Origin of the sequence: Brachybacterium sp. UNK5269 (assembly GCF_049266655.1) — a bacterium.
Taxonomy (GTDB): Bacteria; Actinomycetota; Actinomycetes; order Actinomycetales; family Dermabacteraceae; genus Brachybacterium.
Genome location: NZ_CP184883.1, coordinates 3,128,453 through 3,144,128, shown reverse-complemented (window position 1 = coordinate 3,144,128; position 15,676 = coordinate 3,128,453). Strand labels below are relative to the sequence as shown.

The window sequence follows — 15,676 nt, the reverse complement described above, 5'->3', positions numbered from 1 at the left end:
CGGTCCGGTGGATGCCGGCGTCGGCGACGGCTCCTCCCCAGCCTGGCTGCGCCCACAGCGACGGTCACGGACCCCGCCTGTCAGGCTCGCTCCCTAGAGTCACGCCCATGAGAATCCTGCACACCTCGGACTGGCACCTGGGGCGCACGCTGCACAAGGTCGACCTCCATGAGCACCAGGCGGCCTTCCTCGACTGGCTGGTCGAGCTGGTCCAGGAGCGCGAGGTGCACGTCGTGGTCATCCCCGGCGACGTGTACGACCGGGCGGTGCCCTCGGTGACCAGCGTGAAACTGCTGGACCGGGCGCTGGCGCGGCTCGCCGAGCACACCACCGTGGTGCTGACCTCCGGCAACCACGACTCCCCGGAGCGGCTCGGCTTCGGGCGCGGGCTCATGCGCGCGGGCATCCACCTGCTCACCGACGTCCCCGGCATCGAGCATCCCGTCTCCGTCGCCGACGAGCACGGGGAGGTGCTGTTCTTCGGTCTGCCCTACCTCGAGCCCGACCGGGCGCGCATCGAGCTGGTCGCCGACGGCGAGCCGCCGCTGGCCCGCAGCCACGAGGCCGTCACCCGCGCCGCCCTGGACCGGGTGCGGAAGCGGGCCGCCGCCCATCCGGGTGCCCGCGTCGTCGTGCTCGCCCACACCTTCGTCACCGGCGGGGAGGCGAGCGACTCCGAGCGCGACCTCGCCGTCGGCGGCGTCGACTCGGTGCCCGCCGGTGTGCTCGGCGGCATCGACTACCTCGCCCTGGGCCACCTGCACGGCTGCCAGGACCTCTCCCGCACGGTCGGCGCCCCGGCCTGGTACTCGGGCTCCCCGCTGCCCTTCTCCTTCTCCGAGCGGGGCCACCGCAAGGCCGTGCTGCTGGTCGAGCTCGGCGCCCCCGGGACCGGCGGGCAGGCCGACGTGTCGGTCGAGAAGATCCCCACCCCCGTCCCGCGCCCGCTCACCGAGCTGCGCGGCACCCTCGCCGAGATCCTCGCGCAGCAGGAGGACCACGGCGGGGACTGGCTGAAGGCCGTCGTCACCGACCCGGCCCGGTCCCCGCACCTGCAGGAGCAGCTGCGGGAGGCGTACCCGCACCTGCTGGTCACCGAGTACGCCCCCGAGGGCCGCACCGCCCGCGAGGGCACTCCCGTGGTGCGGCGAGGGGCGAACCCGCTCGAGGTGATGGACGAGTTCCTCGCCGCGGTCACCGGCGCCGCGCCCACCGCCGCCGAGCACGAGGTGCTCGAGAGCGCCTACCGCCACGTGCGTCGTCAGCAGGCGGCCTCGTGAAGCTCCACCATCTGCGTCTGACCGGGATCGGCCCCTTCGCCGGCACCGTCGACATCGACTTCGCCGCCCTCGGCGCCGGCGGCATGTTCCTGCTCGAGGGCCCCACCGGCTCCGGGAAGTCCACGATCCTCGACGCGATCGTCTACGCCCTGTACGGGCAGGTCGCCGGCAGCGCCACCAGCGCCGAACGGGTCCGCTCGCACTTCGCGTCGCCGCGAGAGGCGAGCGTGGTCGACCTGGTGTTCGAGACCGCCTCCGGCATCTACAGGGTGCGGCGCAGCCCCGAGTTCCAGCGCGCCAAGCTGCGCGGGAGCGGCACCACCAAGGAGCAGGCCAAGGCCGTGCTGTGGCGGATCGGCTCGCCGCAGCTGATCGCCGCCGTGATCGCCGACGCCGCCGGCGGCGGGGGCGGGGTCGAGGCGGTCGCCACCCGCATCGACGAGGTGGGCCGGGAGATCCAGCGCGCCGTGGGGCTCAGCCGCGACCAGTTCACCCAGACCGTGCTGCTGCCCCAGAACGAGTTCGCCCGCTTCCTGCGCGCCGACACCAGGGAGCGCCAGCAGGTGCTCCAGCGCGTCTTCGGCACCGAGACCTACGCGGCGGTCGAGCGGCAGCTCGAGGAGATGCGCAAGACCGCCAAGCGCGAGGTGGACGCCGCCACCCAGCTGCTGGGCACCGCGCTGGCCCGCTTCACCGAGGCCATCGCCGCCGATCAGGAGCAGACCGCCGCCCTCGAGGAGCAGGCGGGCGCCCTCCGCCTCGACCCCCTCGCCACCCTCGCCGACGGACAGCTCGAGGCCGTCGTGGCCCGCGCGGCCGAGGCCCAGCAGACCGCCGCGGCCGCCACCGCCGCCGAGCACGCCGCCCGCACCGCGGCCGACGCCGCCCGCACCGCCCTGACCAGGATCGATCGCCGTCGCGAGCTCGACGCCCTCGCCGCGACGCTCACTGCGCAGACGTCCCAGGTGGAGGCCGCCCGGGCTTCCCTGCAGCGCGACGAGAGCGCCCGGCCCGTCGCCGACCTGCTGCGCCGCCGCGATCTGGCCTCCGCCCAGGCCGCCACCGCCATCGCCGCCCTGGCCGAGCTCGCCGACTCCACCCTGGCCACCGAGCCCGCCCTGGTGGAGCTGCTCGAGGCCGACGACGCCCTTGCCCGCCTCGCCGCCGCCGCGGAGGAGGCCACCACCGCGGCCGGCGCCCTTGCCGACCTGGTCGCCCTCGAGAACGAGCTGCCCGCGCGCGAGGAGCGCCTCGCCACGCGCCGCACGGCGCTCACGGAGGCCCGGGCCGAGCTCACCGCCCTGACCGAGACGTTGGGCGCGCGGCCCGCCGAGCGCGCCGAGCTGGTCACCGCCCGCGAGGGCGCCCGCACCGCCGCCGCGGCCCTCGCCGATGCCCGGCTCGCCCAGCGCGCCGCCGAGGAGCGCCACCAGGCCACCACCGCGGCCGCCGCGCAGGAGAAGCGGGTGCAGACCGCCGCGACCCAGCAGGCCACCACCCTGCGCACCGCCCAGCAGCGCGCCGAGACGGAGGCGGAGCTGCGCCGCCGCCGCTTCGCCGGGATCGCCGCCGAGCTCGCCGTCGACCTCACCGCCGGCGAGGCCTGCCCCGTCTGCGGGGCGCTCGAGCACCCCCACCCGGCCGATCCCGCCGCCGACGCCGTCACCCCCGAGCAGGTCGAGGCGGCCGAGGCGGAGCGGCAGCAGGCGGAGGCGGCGCAGGCCCGTGCCGCGCAGGCCCACGCCCTCGCCGTCCAGGAGCTCGAGCGCCTGCGCGAGACCGCCGGCGACCTCGACCCCGAGGCCGCCGCGGCCGCCGTGACCGCGGCGGCCGCGCAGGTGACGACCGCGCGCACCGCCCAGAAGGATGCCGACCGGCTCGACCGGAAGATCACCGCCTTCGACGAGGAGACCGAGCGACTGACCCGCCAGAAGGAGACCCGCGCCCTCGCCGTGGAGCGCGAGAGCAGCGCGATCGCGGAGAGCGCGAAGGCGCTCGAGGCCGATCGGGCGAAGCTCGTCGAGGCCCGCGGCGAGGACGACTCGGTCGCCGGTCGCCGCCGCGCGCACAGCGCCCGCGCCCGCGCCGCCACCGCTCTGCGCGAGGCCCTCCGCACCCGCCGGGAGGCCGAGCACCGCGCCGCCGAGCTCGACCGGGAAGCGGCCACCGCCCGCGCGGCCGCGCAGCTCGACACGGATGCGCAGGTGCGCGCCTCGGTGCTGGAGAGCGCGGAGCGCCGCCGCCTCCAGGGCCTGGTCCAGGCCCGCGCCGTCGAGGAGTCCCGCCTCGCCGACGGCATGGCCGAGGAGGGCATCGCCGAGGCCGTCGTCACAGACGAGGCTCGCGAGCAGGCGGACAAGGCCCGCGCCGCCGCGCTCGAGCAGCTCACCACCGCCCAGGCCGCTGCCCGGGAGGCCACCGGAGCGGCCTCCCGCCACGGCGGCACCGCCGAACGGGGCGCCGCCGCCCGCGCCGCACTGGCCACCGCCGCGGCGCAGGTGCAGGAGGTCAGCGAGCAGGCCGGCGTCGTGGTGCGCGTCGCCGACCTCGCCACAGGGCGCTCGGCCGACGGGGACCGCGTCCAGCTGTCCACCTACGTGCTCATGTGGCGCCTCGACGCCGTGGTCCAGGCCGCCAATGCGCGCCTGGCCCTGTTCTCCGGCTCCGACCTCGAGCTGCTGCGCGACACCGGTGCCCGCGGCGCGAAGAAGACCGGCCTGGACCTGCTGGTGCTGGACCGCCGCACCGATCAGGTGCGCGTGCCCGAGACCCTCTCCGGCGGCGAGACCTTCTTCGTCTCCCTTGCTCTCGCGCTGGGCCTGGCCGACATCGTCATGGGCGAGGCCGGCGGGGTGCAGATGGAGACCCTGTTCATCGACGAGGGCTTCGGCTCCCTGGACCCCGAGACCCTCGAGACCGTGGTGGGCGAGATCGGCCGCCTGGCCCAGAGCGGCCGCGTGATCGGCATCGTCAGCCACGTCGGCGAGATGAAGGCGCAGATCGCCGAGCAGATCCACGTGCGCCGCGGCGCCGACCACCGCTCCTCGCTCACCATCACCGCCTGAATCGCGGCGGCGCCTCGGGGTGGCGTCCGCGGTCGAACAGCGGCACCCCGGCCCGGGTCAGGAGCGGGGCCAGCAGCGCCCCCACCCCGGCCCCCGCCGAATTCGCCAGCAGGTCCTCGATGTCGGCGATCCGCACCCCGCAGGGGTACAGCCCGAACGCCCCGGTGAACTGCGTGACCTCGATCAGCGCCGACAGCAGCATCGCCATCGCCAGCGAGGTGGTGGCATCCAGGCGGAACACGCCGCGCAGGATCAGTCCCAGCGGCACGAACAGGGCCGCGTTCATCACCACCTGCAGCAGCGGGAAGCTGGTGGCCAGCTCGAACCACCCGGCCCCGCCGCGGTGCATGCCGAGCAGCTCGGAGGCGGTGTGGAAGGGGTCCAGGCGCAGCGCGCCACCGGACCGGCTGCGGCAGGTCACCGCCACGTCGTAGGCCGGTGCGATCGTCAGACCCGCGAGGGTCATGGTGTACACGCAGATCACCGCCACCCCCGCCAGACGGGAGGGGCGCACCCGGCCGAAGCGCCGCCGCTGCAGCCACCGTGCGGGCAGCAGGAGCAGGGCGAACACCACCAGTCCGCCCGCGATGCCCACCAGGGCCAGCCGCAGCAATTCGCTCACCCGGGCACGGTACGGCCCGGCGCTGGGCGGAGGCGGGGTCCGGAGGGCCGCCATCGGGAGTCGCCGGCGGTCGAGCGTTGCGATCCGGGCGTTCTCAGTGCTCACAGCGCCATGAACGCAACGGTCGGTGGTCGAAGCGCCCTGCACGCAACGGTCGGTGCTCCCAGGTGCCACGTACGCAACGGTCGGTGCTCGAAGCGCCGCGTACGCAACGCTCAACGCGCGGGGGAGCCACGTACGCAACGCTCAGCGGGCGGGAGAGCCGCGTGCGCAGCGCTCGGCGCGCCGAGAGCCGCCCGCGCCGCGAAGCTCGGGCGCGCGGGCGCCGCGACGGACCCGGACCAGGCGCCACCGCGTCCGACGATAGGATGGACGAGGCCCGCTGCTGCACCGTCGACCTGCGCGGAGCCACCCGACCCCCTGCGCACCCTGGAGGACGTCCCGTGGTGGACAACCTGACCGTCCAGATCGTCGTCACCGTCCTGGCCGGCCTGGCGTACATCGTGGGCCTCGCGGGCATCATCATCCCCGTGCTGCCCGGCACCATCACCCTCATCATCGCGACCCTGATCTGGGCCATCGTGGTCGGCGGCTGGCCCGCCTGGGTCGCCTTCGGGCTGGTCACCGTGTTCGGCGCGATCGGCATGGGCACCAGCTACGTCCTGACCGGGCGGCGGCTGCACCACGCCGAGGTGCCGATGTGGCCGATCTACGTGGGCATCGCCGCCGGCATCGTCGGCTTCTTCGTGATCCCCTTCCTGGGCCTGCCGATCGGCTTCCTGATCGGCCTGTACGTCTCCGAGGCGATCCGGCAGTCCGACCCGAGGAAGGGCCTGACCTCCGCCTGGATCGCCCTGAAGGCGCTCGGCGTCGGGATCCTCGTCGAGTTCTCCCTGGCCATGCTCTCCACGATCACCTTCGCGGTCGCCGTGGTCGCGCACTTCGTGACCGCATGAGCCCGCAGCCCTCCGCCCCGAGCCCCGCCCGCCCCCGTCCCGCCGTCGGCGCCGACCTGCACCCCGCAGTGCTGGTGCCGGGGCTGAAGCGTCTGCTCAAGGGCTCCTGGGAGGTCCGCACCTGGTTCATCCTGGCGGTCCTCGGGGCGATCGTCTTCGCCGTCCTGCAGATCGCGACCTCCTCGATCATCGGCCGCGTCACCGAAGAGGTCATCGTGCCCTCCTTCGCCGCCAGCGAGGCGCGGCCCGCCCTGCTGGCCGGCGGCGGACTCGCGGTCCTCGGCATCGCCGTGGCCCGCGCGGTCTCGGTGATGGCCCGCCGCATCTTCGCCGCCGCCGCCCAGTACGACCTGTTCCGCCTGTACCGCGAGCGTCTCGCGGAGGTGTACGCCAAGGTGCCGCTGCTGTGGCACCGCCGCCAGGCCACCGGCACCCTGCTGAGCTCGATGTACTCCGACGTCGAGGCCGCCTTCTTCGCGATGGCGCCGTTCCCCTTCGCCCTGGCCACCATCGTGATGCTGGTCTACGCCACGATCGTGGTGGCGCGCATCGACCCCGTGATCCTGCTGATCATGCTCGCGCTGATCCTGCTGCTGATCATGCTGAACATCCTGCTGCAGCGCTTCGCCACCCCGATCGCGATGCGCTCCCAGCAGCTGCGCGCGGAGGTCGCCGAGATCGCCCACGAGTCCTTCGACGGCGCCAACGTCGTGAAGTCGCTGGGCCGCGAGGACGTAGAGGAGGAGCGCTTCACCCGCGCCGCCGAGGACCTCCGCCAGGCCGGTATCCGCTTCGGCTACGTGCGCGGCTGGTTCGATCCCGCCATCGACGCCCTGCCCAACCTCGGCATCCTCGCCGTCGCCGTGCTCGGCGCCTGGCGCATCGGCGAGGGCCACCTCACCACCGGCCAGCTGGTCGAGGTCGCCTACCTGTTCACCCTGATGGCGCTGCCCATCCGCTCCTTCGGCTGGGTGCTCGGCGACCTCTCCCGCACCGTCGTCGGCGGCGGCCGGGTCCAGCAGATCCTCGAGGTCGCCGACGAGCGCACCTACGGCCCCGACCCGCTGCCCGACGGGCCCGGGGTGCTCGAGTTCGATCAGGTCAGCTTCGTCTACCGCGACGATCCGGCCCAGGTGATCCTGGGTCGCGGCACCCGCGCGGAGGACCTGGTGGTGCGCGAGGGCCATGCCCTGCACGACGTCTCCCTGCGCGCCGACCCCGGTGCCGGCACCCGCGTGCTGGCCGTCGTCGGCGCCACCGGCTCCGGGAAGTCCACCCTCGCCCTGCTCGCGGCGGGACTGGTGGACCCCACCGCCGGCACCATCAGCCTGGACGGCGCCCAGCTGCGGTCCCTCACGGCCGACGCGCTGACCGCCGACGTCGCGCTCGTGCTCCAGCAGGCCTTCGTCTTCGACGCCACCGTGCGCGAGAACGTCACCCTCGGGGAGGACCTCGACGAGGCCACCGTGCGGTGGGCGCTGCGGATCGCCCAGGCTGAGACCTTCGTCGACGCCCTCCCGGACGGTCTGGACACCGAGCTCGGCGAGCGCGGCGGCTCGCTGTCGGGCGGTCAGCGCCAGCGCATCGCCCTGGCTCGCGCCCTGGTGCGCCGGCCCCGGCTGCTGATCCTCGACGACGCCACCTCCGCCTGTGACCCCAGCGTGGAGCTCGCGATCCTCGACGGCATCCGCCGCGAGATGACCTCCTCCACGCTGCTGCTGATCGCCTACCGCAAGTCGACCATCTCCCTGGCCGACCAGGTCGTCTTCCTCGACCACGGCACGGTCGCCGCCAGCGGCACCCACGAGGACCTGCGCATCCTCAGCGAGGGCTACCGCGAGCTGGTCGACGCCTACGACGAGGCCGCGATCTCCCACAGCCTGCTGGAGTCCAGCGGTCCGCAGCCCAGCGACGGCCCCGACCCCGCCGTCGCGGTGCCCGCCGAACGGGCCCGCCACGTCCAGGCGGCCGTCGAGCGCCACGGCGCGGCCCGGATGCGCCGCGAGGACCTCCCGGCCGACGACAGCGACGAGGACACCATCCGATGACCACTGCGAGCTCCTCCGCGCTCGGCGGCGAGGCCACCACCGACGAGTCCGCCCTGCAGACCGTCCGCCGCGGGCTCGGCCTCACCCCGCACCTGCTGCGCGGGCTGTGGATCACCCTGCTGCTGGCGGTGGTCGCGACCGCCGGCAAGGTGGTCGTGCCGATCACCGTGCAGACCATCCTGGACCGCGGCATCATCGCCCCCGACACCCCCGACCTGACCTTCGTCACCGGCGCCGCCGGTCTGGCCGCGCTGGTGCTGCTGGTGACCGCGATCTGCAACGTGGTGATGAACCGTCGGCTGTTCCGCCTGGCCGAGACGTCGCTGGCGACCCTGCGCACCCGCGCCTTCCGCCACATCCACGACCTCTCGCTGCTGACCCAGGGCACGGAGCAGCGCGGCGCGCTGGTCTCCCGGGTCACCAGCGACGTCGACACCGTCAGCCAGTTCATGAGCTTCGGCGGGATCATGCTGGTGGTGATGAGCCTGCAGATCGCGCTGGCCACCGTGGTGATGGCCCTGTACTCCTGGCCGCTGGCAGTCGCGGTGTGGATCTGCTACCTGCCGATCCTGCTCATCATGGGCTCCCTGCAGAAGCGCATCCGCGCCCGCTACCAGGTCGTCCGCTCGCACGTCGGCCGGATGCTCGGCGCGGTCTCCGAATCCCTCGTCGGCGCGGCCACCGTGCGCGCCTACGGCGTCGAGGACGGCACCCGCAGCAACCAGGTCGCGCGCGTCCGCGACGTCCGCAACGCCCAGTTCGCCGTGCTGAAACCCCAGTCCGCCTCCTTCTTCCTCTCGGAGACGGCCGACGGACTGGCCACCGCCGTGGTGGTCGTGCTCGGCATCGTGCTGGGCACCGGAGCGCTCGGCCTCGACCTGCCCGGCGCGGACCTCACCGCCGGCGGCGTGATCGCCTTCGTCTTCCTGGTCTCCCTGTTCAGCCAGCCCGTGCGGATGGGCATCGAGATGCTCTCGGAGGCGCAGAACGCCGTGGCCGGCTGGCGGCGCGTGCTCGGCGTGCTCGACACCCCGGCCGACGTCGCCGATCCCGCCGGCGCGATGGATCCGCACACCGGCACCCACCGTGCGCCCGTGCCCGGGATGACGCCGCTGCCGGACGGACTGCTCGACATCGAGATCCGGCAGCTGCGCTACAGCTACCCCACCGGGCCCGAGGTGCTGCACGGCCTCGACGTCGACATCCCCGCCCGCTCCCGGATCGCGATCGTGGGCGAGACCGGCAGCGGCAAGACCACCTTCGCGAAGCTGCTGACCCGAATGATGGACCCCAGCAGCGGCGACATCCGCATCGGCGGCGTCCCGCTGCGCCTGGTGCCGTACTCCTCGCTGCGCTCGCGGGTGATCATGGTGCCGCAGGAGGGCTTCCTCTTCGACGCCACCGTCGCCGAGAACCTGCGCTACGGGAAGCCGGACGCGAGCGCCGAGGAGATGCGCCGGGCACTGGACGAACTGGGGCTGGGCACCTGGGCCGACGAGCTGCCCGACGGTCTGGACACCCCCGTCGGCCAGCGCGGCGAGGCGCTCAGCGCCGGCGAGCGGCAGCTGGTGGCGCTGGCCCGCGCCTACCTCATCGATCCCGACGTGATCGTCCTGGACGAGGCCACCAGCGCGGTCGACCCGGCGGCCGACGTGCGCCTGCAGCAGGCCATCGACGGTCTCGCCCGCGGCCGCACCACCATCACCATCGCCCACCGCCTCTCGACCGCCGAGCGCGCCGACCGCATCATGGTGCTCGACCACGGCGACCTGGTCGAGCACGGCACCCACGCCGAGCTGGTGGGGCTCGAGGGCGGGATCTACGCGGGCCTCCACCGCTCCTGGGTCGCGCACCGCCAGCAGCGGTGACGGGGCTGCATGACGTGCGCTCGGGCCCGCCGATCTTCGCCTGATCACTGGTCCGACGCGTCGTTCGGCGGCTCCCCACCGCGCCTCGGACCGGACCGACTCGCCGCGCTGACCCGGACGCGGTCAGCGCGCCGTGACCGCGGTGTCGCGAGGCCGGTCGGGAGCGCGCACGAGGCTCCACAGCGCCCCACCGGTCGCGCCGATGCCCAGCAGACCGGTCACCACCGGCGCCCACCCCGCGAGCCGCGCCGAACGCTCCACCCTCTCGTCCAGCGGATCCAGCACCGCTGCGCGGGTGTCGATGATCAGCCGGGCGAGCGCGTACTCCCGGGCGGCATCACCGGGATCCTCGATGCCGAGCGTGGCCCCGACGAAGGTGCTGATCGCGGCCTCGGCATGCGGTGCGCTCTCGACCAGCGCCGACTGGTGCTCGTGCAGCTGTCGCTCCTCCTCGGCGCCATCGCTCGGTGTGAACGGCGCGTCGCCGTGGGTGGCCCGGGCCATCCGCGACACCAGCATCGATTCCAGCGCCGCCATGGACGTGCCGGCGCTGAGACGCTGGTCAGCCACCTGCCGTGCGCTCGACACCGCGGCGACGGAGACGGACACCCCCACCACGAGCACCACCAGCACGGCGACCAGCCACGCCACGGGAGAACGTGCGGTCACCATGGCACTCCTGCCCCTTCCGCGGAGGGCAGCCTCGGCGCTGCCGGATGTCACGCAGTGTAGGAGACCCCTCTCCCCTCGAGGGCCGATGCCCGTCCACGTGCTCGGGGGACGACCGGACCAAGGAACCTAGGATCCTCCTCGTGCCCGATAACCCGCCGGTCCCGCCGATCTCCGCCCGCAACGAGCCCCGCTTCCGCAGCGCCGCACGCAAGGGCGCGCTGGCCGCGGCCTTCCAGGAGCAGGGCGAGGACTACGACCGGCTGCGCCCCGGTTACCCCGACGCCGTCCTCGAGGCGGTCCTCGCGCGGACCCCGCCGGGCCCCCGGGGCGCGCCGCGGGCGATCGACCTGGGGGCCGGCACCGGGAAGCTCGCCTGCGCGCTCCTGGATCGCGGGCTCGAGGTCACCGCGGTGGACACCAGCGCCGCGATGCTGGAGACCGCGCTGCGCCGAGGGCCGGCCCTGACCACCCGCCTCGCCCCCGCCGAGTCCAACGGACTGAGCGCCGGCTCGGCGGAGCTGGTCACCGGCGCCCAGGCCTGGCACTGGTTCGATGCCGAGGCCGCCTCGGCCGAGGTCGCGAGGCTGCTCGCCCCCGGCGGGGTGCTGGCGCTGGTGTGGAACATGCTCGACGTGACGATCCCTTGGGTGCACCGCCTCTCCCGGATCATGCACGCCGGCGACATCCACCGCGAGGACTTCCGGCCCACCGTCGGGGCCGGTCTGGATCTGGTCGAGCGCGGCGTGCACCAGTGGGAGGACCCGATGCCCACGCCGGACGTCATCGACCTCGCCCGCACCCGCAGCTATGTCATCACCGCCACCGCGGAGCGGCGCTCGAGGGTGCTCGCCAACCTCGACTGGTATCTCCACGACCACCTCGGCCACGAGCGCGGCGCCGTGATCGGCGTCCCGTACCGCACGGACTGGTTCCTCTACCGCCCGGGGACCCCAGGGCACGAGCGGTGAGGCGAGGGTATGGGGAGTCCTCCCCATCGTGCTCCGCGCCGGCGCTGACTACGCTGGCGATGGCTTTGAGGACCGCCCGCAGTCGCGGCGGCCGGGGACGGGAACGGGGCAGCGATGAGTGGGTTCTTCGGCGCGGACACCGATGCACTGCGCGAGTATGCAGGACGGGTCCACACCGGCTCCAGCCGGCTCACGGAGCTGCGGGACTCTCTCTCCGCCCAGATCGCGTCCGTTCAGTGGGTCGGCCCCGACGCCGACGCCTTCCGCGCTGACTTCTCAGGCCGCCTCTCCGGACTGTTCGCCCAGGCCGGCCACGACCTCGAACGCCGCCGCGCCGACCTCGAGACCCACGCCGAGGAGCAGGACGCGGCCAGCGGCGTCGGCGGTGACGGTGCCGGCGGCGGCCCCGGGAGTGGCGACCGATCCTTCGACGACCTCCTCGCGGACCTCCTCGCGAACCCCGTCAACGCGGTGGCCGAGACGATCTCCGAGGTCGCGGGGGCCGGAGGCGCCGCCTGGAAGGCGTTCAAGCAGGGACGGAGCCTGCTCGCGCTCCGTGCAGCGATGGACACGCTCGGGGATGCGGCCGCTTCGGCGCAGACCTTCATCCGCTCGGGCATGATCGACGACGCGGTCGGACTGCTGGGCCGGCTGGGCACGGTCGGCAGATACCTCGGCGGCGCCGGCGGCGTGCTCGGCATCATCGGCGGGATCGGAGACATGATCGACCCGCCGCACGACGGGTGGCGCGGGATCGGCGACCGGATCGCCGGCGGGCTCGGCGTGGTCGGCGGTGCCGGCACCCTGGCGCTCGCCCTCGGCGCCGGGGCCGCCCTCGGCCCGGTCGGTCTCGGGGTGATCGCCGTCGCGGGAGTCGGTGCCGGGCTGTGGGCAGCCGGCAACGCCATCTACGACAACTGGGACTCCATCACCGCCTTCGTCGGGGACGTCGGCGGCCACCTGAGCGACTTCGCCTCCGATGCCGCGGACGTGGTCGGTGGTGCGGTCGACGCGGTCGGCGACGCCGTGAGCGATGCGGGGGAGGCTGTCGGCGACTTCGTCAGCGGCGCGGGCAATGCCGTCGGCGACTTCGTCGGCGGACTGTTCTGATGCGGCCGGTCCTGCCCCTGCGTACCCTCTGACCATGACTTCCGCATCGCAGACCCCCTCGGACACCCCCCGCTTCTCCGCCGAGGACATCGAGATCGCGACCGCGCTGCTGATGCAGCCGCTCGAGGAGCCCGTCACCGAGATCGTGAGCCTCACCGACGAGGAACTCATGGCGCTGGAGGGCGTCGAGCACGATCCGCTGACCCCGACCCCGTGGTTGACCCGGTCCGCCGCCGACGACGACGCCCGCGCCCTGGCCACCGCCGCCGCGATGCGCTCGATGATCGCCCGCGGCATCGTCACCTCGAGCGTCGTGCTCGACCCCCGCCGCTACGAGGAGGGGAGCCAGGAGCCCGCACGCATGGTCGCCATCCCCGCGCTGCACGGCACCGTGGTGCTGCGCCGCACCTCCGATGCGGTCCTGATCGCCGAGCGCCGCACCGAGCGCGGCACGGCCTACAGCTACTTCTACCTCTTCCACGTCGACGGCGCGGTGCGCGTGCTGTGGGAAGCCTTCGACGCCGCCGGGTTCCACCTGTTCTTCCTGCTCGACGGCGAGACCCTGCCCGAGCAGTTCATCGCCTTCATCGATCCGATCTCCGCAGCCGGCGAGCACGACGGCGGGATCGAGGAGGTGCGCTCCGCCGCGTTCCCCAACAGCGCCGCCGCAGCCCGGCTCGCCGAGGCCCGCGCCGCCACCACCGTGCTGGTGCTGGACCGCGAGGACACCGCGGGCCCCACCGCCTTCAGCCTCTTCTCCACTCCCGACGGCGTCGAGCTGATGGAGACCGACGGGGAGGGCGAGAGCGCCGTCCAGCGCGTCGGCGCCGTGTCCACCGCCACCCTCACCGCGCTGATCGAGGGCCTCGTGGCGGCGACCGGACCGGGGCATCCCGGTGGAGAGGACGCGCAGAAGTGAGCGTGCGCTCCGCAGCTCGTCGTCACCGCGATGAGCTGGGCGGCGTCGTGGCCGTGCACGCCGACCGGCCGGGCCCGTTCGTGGTCGGTGGCTTCGTCCTGGTGTGGCTGCTGTTCTCGGGACTGACCCTCATCAACCCCGGGGAGACCCTCCTGATGACGCTGGTGCCGACAGCGGCCTTCGCGATCATGGTCGGGCTGCTCCTGCTGTACGTCAGCGCTGAGCGCCTGCTCGTCTGCGAGCGCGGACTGGTGATCGGGTCGGTCGCCCCCGGCCTGCGACCCTACGTGATCCGCTACGACCAGATCGTCCCGGGCAGCATGGTCCCGGTGACCGGTGCTCGCCGCTACCCGGCCGAGACCGGGACCGGCGGCTTCCCGCAGTCGACCGTGCGGCGATCGGCCTGGACCCGGCGGGGCCTCCACTTCGTCGGCCCTGACCCGAAGCAAGCGCGCCGCCACCGGGCGGTGCTCGCCCCGCTGCAGGACCCGCCGCCGCGCTCGGTCGACCGGCGCTGGGTGTGGTTCGCCGGCACCGGCTCGTCGCGACCCGAGCAGGTGGCCGCCCAGATCGCCCAGGCCGCGGGCGCCGCCGGGGCCGCTCAGCTGGCCCAGGCCACCGCTGCCGCCCCGGTGCGTGAGCTCAGCGGGAACCGCGCCGACGCCTCCCGGCACCTGCCGGGGCTCCGGTAGCTCCCCGCCCCGCCGCCCGTCGCCCCGCCGCCCCTTTGACCGTTGCGCATGCGGCGCTCTGAGGGCCCAGAGCGCCGACAACGTCGCGATGGGGGAGCGGAACGCCATGAACGTCGCGGTGGGTGAGACGAGAGCACCTTCGCTCAACCCCCGGGGCGCCAGCCACGCTCGATGAGCTCCGCCCGGACGATGCCCACGGCGTCGGCGCACTCGTTCTCGAGGTCCTTCTGATAGAGACGCAGCTCGGCGTATCCCGCGGCCTTCACCGCGCGGGCGCGCCGGATGTCGCGCTGGACCTGCGCCCGGTCGCTGTGCTGCCGTCCGTCGTACTCCGCGCAGACCCGGAACTGCGGCCACTGGAAGTCCGGGCACTGCCGCGTCTCGCCCGCGTCGCCGCGGAGCGGGACGTTGAGCTCCGGCTCCGGCAGGCCGGCGGCGGCGAAGGCGAGCCGCAGCTCCGTCTCCTTCGGTGAGTCCGCGCCGATGCGCACCTGTGCGGCGGCCTCGCGGAGCGTCCCGGCGTGCCTGCCGGTGGCGACCGTGAGCAGCTCGTCCGGGGTGCACCAGGGGCGCTCCCGGCCCTCGAGCCCGGGACGGGGGATGCGCACGAGGTGGTCGCCCGCAGCGATCAGGGCGGGCACGGGCAGATGCGCGGCGAGATCCCGCCAGGTGCGCAGGGGAGTGGTCAGCTGCAGCGGGGAAGTGCGGCCGCTGCGACGCATCCGATAGCTCAGACGGTCGACCTCCGCGGGGACCAGACGGAGATCGTGCCAGGTCACCATGGCGCCGGATCGCCCCCGCGAGGCGAGGTCGCCAGCTCGACGGGGGTGTGACGGCTCCAGCCCTCGAGTGGCCGAGGCAGCGGGATACCCAGCAGGCGGGCTGCGGAGCACCCCACGATGACGACGGCGGCGTCGTGTCGGCACAGCGCCGCGGCCACGTCGACCTCCGTGATGGCCACTCCGCGCAGCGCGTAGAGCCCGCGGCGCAGCCGGGTCAGGTCCGCCCGGCGCAGCCGATCAGGCGAGAGGCCGACGCCCAGCGCCTCGGCGCGCGTGAAGACGGGCCAGGGGAGGGTCGACGAGAAGTCGGCAGGACGACGGACCATGCCCACAGCATCACCCCGCCGCCGGGGGTCCCGCGCGCCGTCCACAATGACCAGGTCAGTGGGAGGATCGCGAGAGCGGCCGCCAGGAGTGGGGACAATGCCCGGGTATCGACGCGCATCGCCCCGAGCCATGAGCCGCTCGCGGGGCACCACTCCGCGCGCTGAGCATCTGGTGCGGCGCCGAGCGTTGCGTATTTGGCGTTCTGAGAACTCGGAACGCCAACTACGCAGCGGTGGAGGTCCAGAACGCCGAGAACGCAACGGTCGGCGCTGCGAAACGCCACAACGCAGCGCTCGAGACCCGAGTGCCGGCGGTCGGCGCCCGCAACGCATCGACGGGTGCCGCAGAACGCCAACAACGCAGCGAT

13 protein-coding genes are annotated in these 15,676 nt (G+C 73.9%); 9 read left to right on the top strand and 4 right to left on the bottom strand.

The window, feature by feature from the left end; all coding sequences use genetic code 11:
- Window positions 1-107: 107 nt before the first annotated feature.
- A complete protein-coding gene (locus ACOJUI_RS14665) occupies window positions 108-1,280 on the top strand; it encodes an exonuclease SbcCD subunit D (protein WP_422115674.1) in 1,173 nt (390 codons plus the stop codon).
- Window positions 1,277-4,345 (top strand): AAA family ATPase, encoded by a 3,069-nt coding sequence (locus ACOJUI_RS14660; protein ID WP_422115673.1) that lies wholly within the window; start codon window positions 1,277-1,279, stop codon window positions 4,343-4,345. The genes ACOJUI_RS14665 and ACOJUI_RS14660 overlap by 4 nt, the downstream gene beginning before the upstream one ends.
- Here the strand turns inward: ACOJUI_RS14660 and ACOJUI_RS14655 are convergent.
- Complete coding sequence (locus ACOJUI_RS14655; protein WP_422115672.1) at window positions 4,335-4,967, bottom strand: VanZ family protein; 633 nt, start codon at window positions 4,965-4,967, stop codon at window positions 4,335-4,337. The genes ACOJUI_RS14660 and ACOJUI_RS14655 overlap by 11 nt on opposite strands.
- A gap of 443 nt (window positions 4,968-5,410) precedes the next feature.
- On the opposite strand from ACOJUI_RS14655, the gene ACOJUI_RS14650 reads away from it, so the two are divergent.
- From ACOJUI_RS14650 to ACOJUI_RS14640, 3 genes are read left to right on the top strand one after another with little or no spacing between them, the layout of a single operon-like run.
- Window positions 5,411-5,923: a DUF456 domain-containing protein gene (locus tag ACOJUI_RS14650; RefSeq protein ID WP_422115671.1), complete on the top strand. Its 513-nt coding sequence runs from the start codon at window positions 5,411-5,413 to the stop codon at window positions 5,921-5,923.
- A complete protein-coding gene (locus ACOJUI_RS14645) occupies window positions 5,920-7,971 on the top strand; it encodes an ABC transporter ATP-binding protein (RefSeq protein WP_422115670.1) in 2,052 nt (683 codons plus the stop codon). The genes ACOJUI_RS14650 and ACOJUI_RS14645 overlap by 4 nt, the downstream gene beginning before the upstream one ends.
- Complete coding sequence (locus ACOJUI_RS14640) at window positions 7,968-9,839, top strand: ABC transporter ATP-binding protein (RefSeq protein WP_422115669.1); 1,872 nt, start codon at window positions 7,968-7,970, stop codon at window positions 9,837-9,839. The genes ACOJUI_RS14645 and ACOJUI_RS14640 overlap by 4 nt, the downstream gene beginning before the upstream one ends.
- Before the next feature lie 123 nt (window positions 9,840-9,962).
- Here the strand turns inward: ACOJUI_RS14640 and ACOJUI_RS14635 are convergent, their stop codons facing one another.
- Complete coding sequence (locus tag ACOJUI_RS14635) at window positions 9,963-10,511, bottom strand: hypothetical protein (protein WP_422115668.1); 549 nt, start codon at window positions 10,509-10,511, stop codon at window positions 9,963-9,965.
- 140 nt (window positions 10,512-10,651) lie between these two features.
- Between ACOJUI_RS14635 and ACOJUI_RS14630 the strand changes: the two genes are divergently transcribed.
- The 4 genes from ACOJUI_RS14630 (at window position 10,652) to ACOJUI_RS14615 (ending at window position 14,200) form a co-directional block, all read left to right on the top strand.
- Window positions 10,652-11,479 (top strand): class I SAM-dependent methyltransferase, encoded by an 828-nt coding sequence (locus tag ACOJUI_RS14630; RefSeq protein ID WP_422115667.1) that lies wholly within the window; start codon window positions 10,652-10,654, stop codon window positions 11,477-11,479.
- Window positions 11,480-11,593: 114 nt separating this feature from the next.
- On the top strand, window positions 11,594-12,589 hold the full coding sequence (locus ACOJUI_RS14625; protein WP_422115666.1) for a hypothetical protein: 996 nt from the start codon (window positions 11,594-11,596) through the stop codon (window positions 12,587-12,589).
- 34 nt (window positions 12,590-12,623) lie between these two features.
- Window positions 12,624-13,508 (top strand): hypothetical protein, encoded by an 885-nt coding sequence (locus ACOJUI_RS14620; RefSeq protein WP_422115665.1) that lies wholly within the window; start codon window positions 12,624-12,626, stop codon window positions 13,506-13,508.
- Complete coding sequence (locus ACOJUI_RS14615) at window positions 13,505-14,200, top strand: hypothetical protein (protein WP_422115664.1); 696 nt, start codon at window positions 13,505-13,507, stop codon at window positions 14,198-14,200. Before ACOJUI_RS14620 ends, ACOJUI_RS14615 begins: the two co-directional genes overlap by 4 nt.
- A 143-nt stretch (window positions 14,201-14,343) precedes the next feature.
- Here ACOJUI_RS14615 and ACOJUI_RS14610 read toward each other — a convergent pair whose 3' ends face one another.
- Together ACOJUI_RS14610 and ACOJUI_RS14605 are read right to left on the bottom strand one after the other, a co-directional pair.
- Window positions 14,344-14,982 (bottom strand): DUF559 domain-containing protein, encoded by a 639-nt coding sequence (locus ACOJUI_RS14610; RefSeq protein WP_422115663.1) that lies wholly within the window; start codon window positions 14,980-14,982, stop codon window positions 14,344-14,346.
- Window positions 14,976-15,308, bottom strand: a complete 333-nt coding sequence (locus ACOJUI_RS14605) for a type IV toxin-antitoxin system AbiEi family antitoxin domain-containing protein (RefSeq protein WP_422115662.1) — start codon at window positions 15,306-15,308, stop codon at window positions 14,976-14,978. Before ACOJUI_RS14605 ends, ACOJUI_RS14610 begins: the two co-directional genes overlap by 7 nt.
- Window positions 15,309-15,676 lie beyond the last annotated feature (368 nt).

Coding starts and splice junctions, on each gene's coding strand:
- ACOJUI_RS14640 (WP_422115669.1), top strand. CDS start 7,968: ATGACCACTGCGAGCTCCTCCGCGCTCGGCGGCGAGGCCACCACCGAC.
- ACOJUI_RS14610 (WP_422115663.1), bottom strand. CDS start 14,982: ATGGTGACCTGGCACGATCTCCGTCTGGTCCCCGCGGAGGTCGACCGT.
- ACOJUI_RS14625 (WP_422115666.1), top strand. CDS start 11,594: ATGAGTGGGTTCTTCGGCGCGGACACCGATGCACTGCGCGAGTATGCA.
- ACOJUI_RS14620 (WP_422115665.1), top strand. CDS start 12,624: ATGACTTCCGCATCGCAGACCCCCTCGGACACCCCCCGCTTCTCCGCC.
- ACOJUI_RS14635 (WP_422115668.1), bottom strand. CDS start 10,511: ATGGTGACCGCACGTTCTCCCGTGGCGTGGCTGGTCGCCGTGCTGGTG.
- ACOJUI_RS14605 (WP_422115662.1), bottom strand. CDS start 15,308: ATGGTCCGTCGTCCTGCCGACTTCTCGTCGACCCTCCCCTGGCCCGTC.
- ACOJUI_RS14665 (WP_422115674.1), top strand. CDS start 108: ATGAGAATCCTGCACACCTCGGACTGGCACCTGGGGCGCACGCTGCAC.
- ACOJUI_RS14645 (WP_422115670.1), top strand. CDS start 5,920: ATGAGCCCGCAGCCCTCCGCCCCGAGCCCCGCCCGCCCCCGTCCCGCC.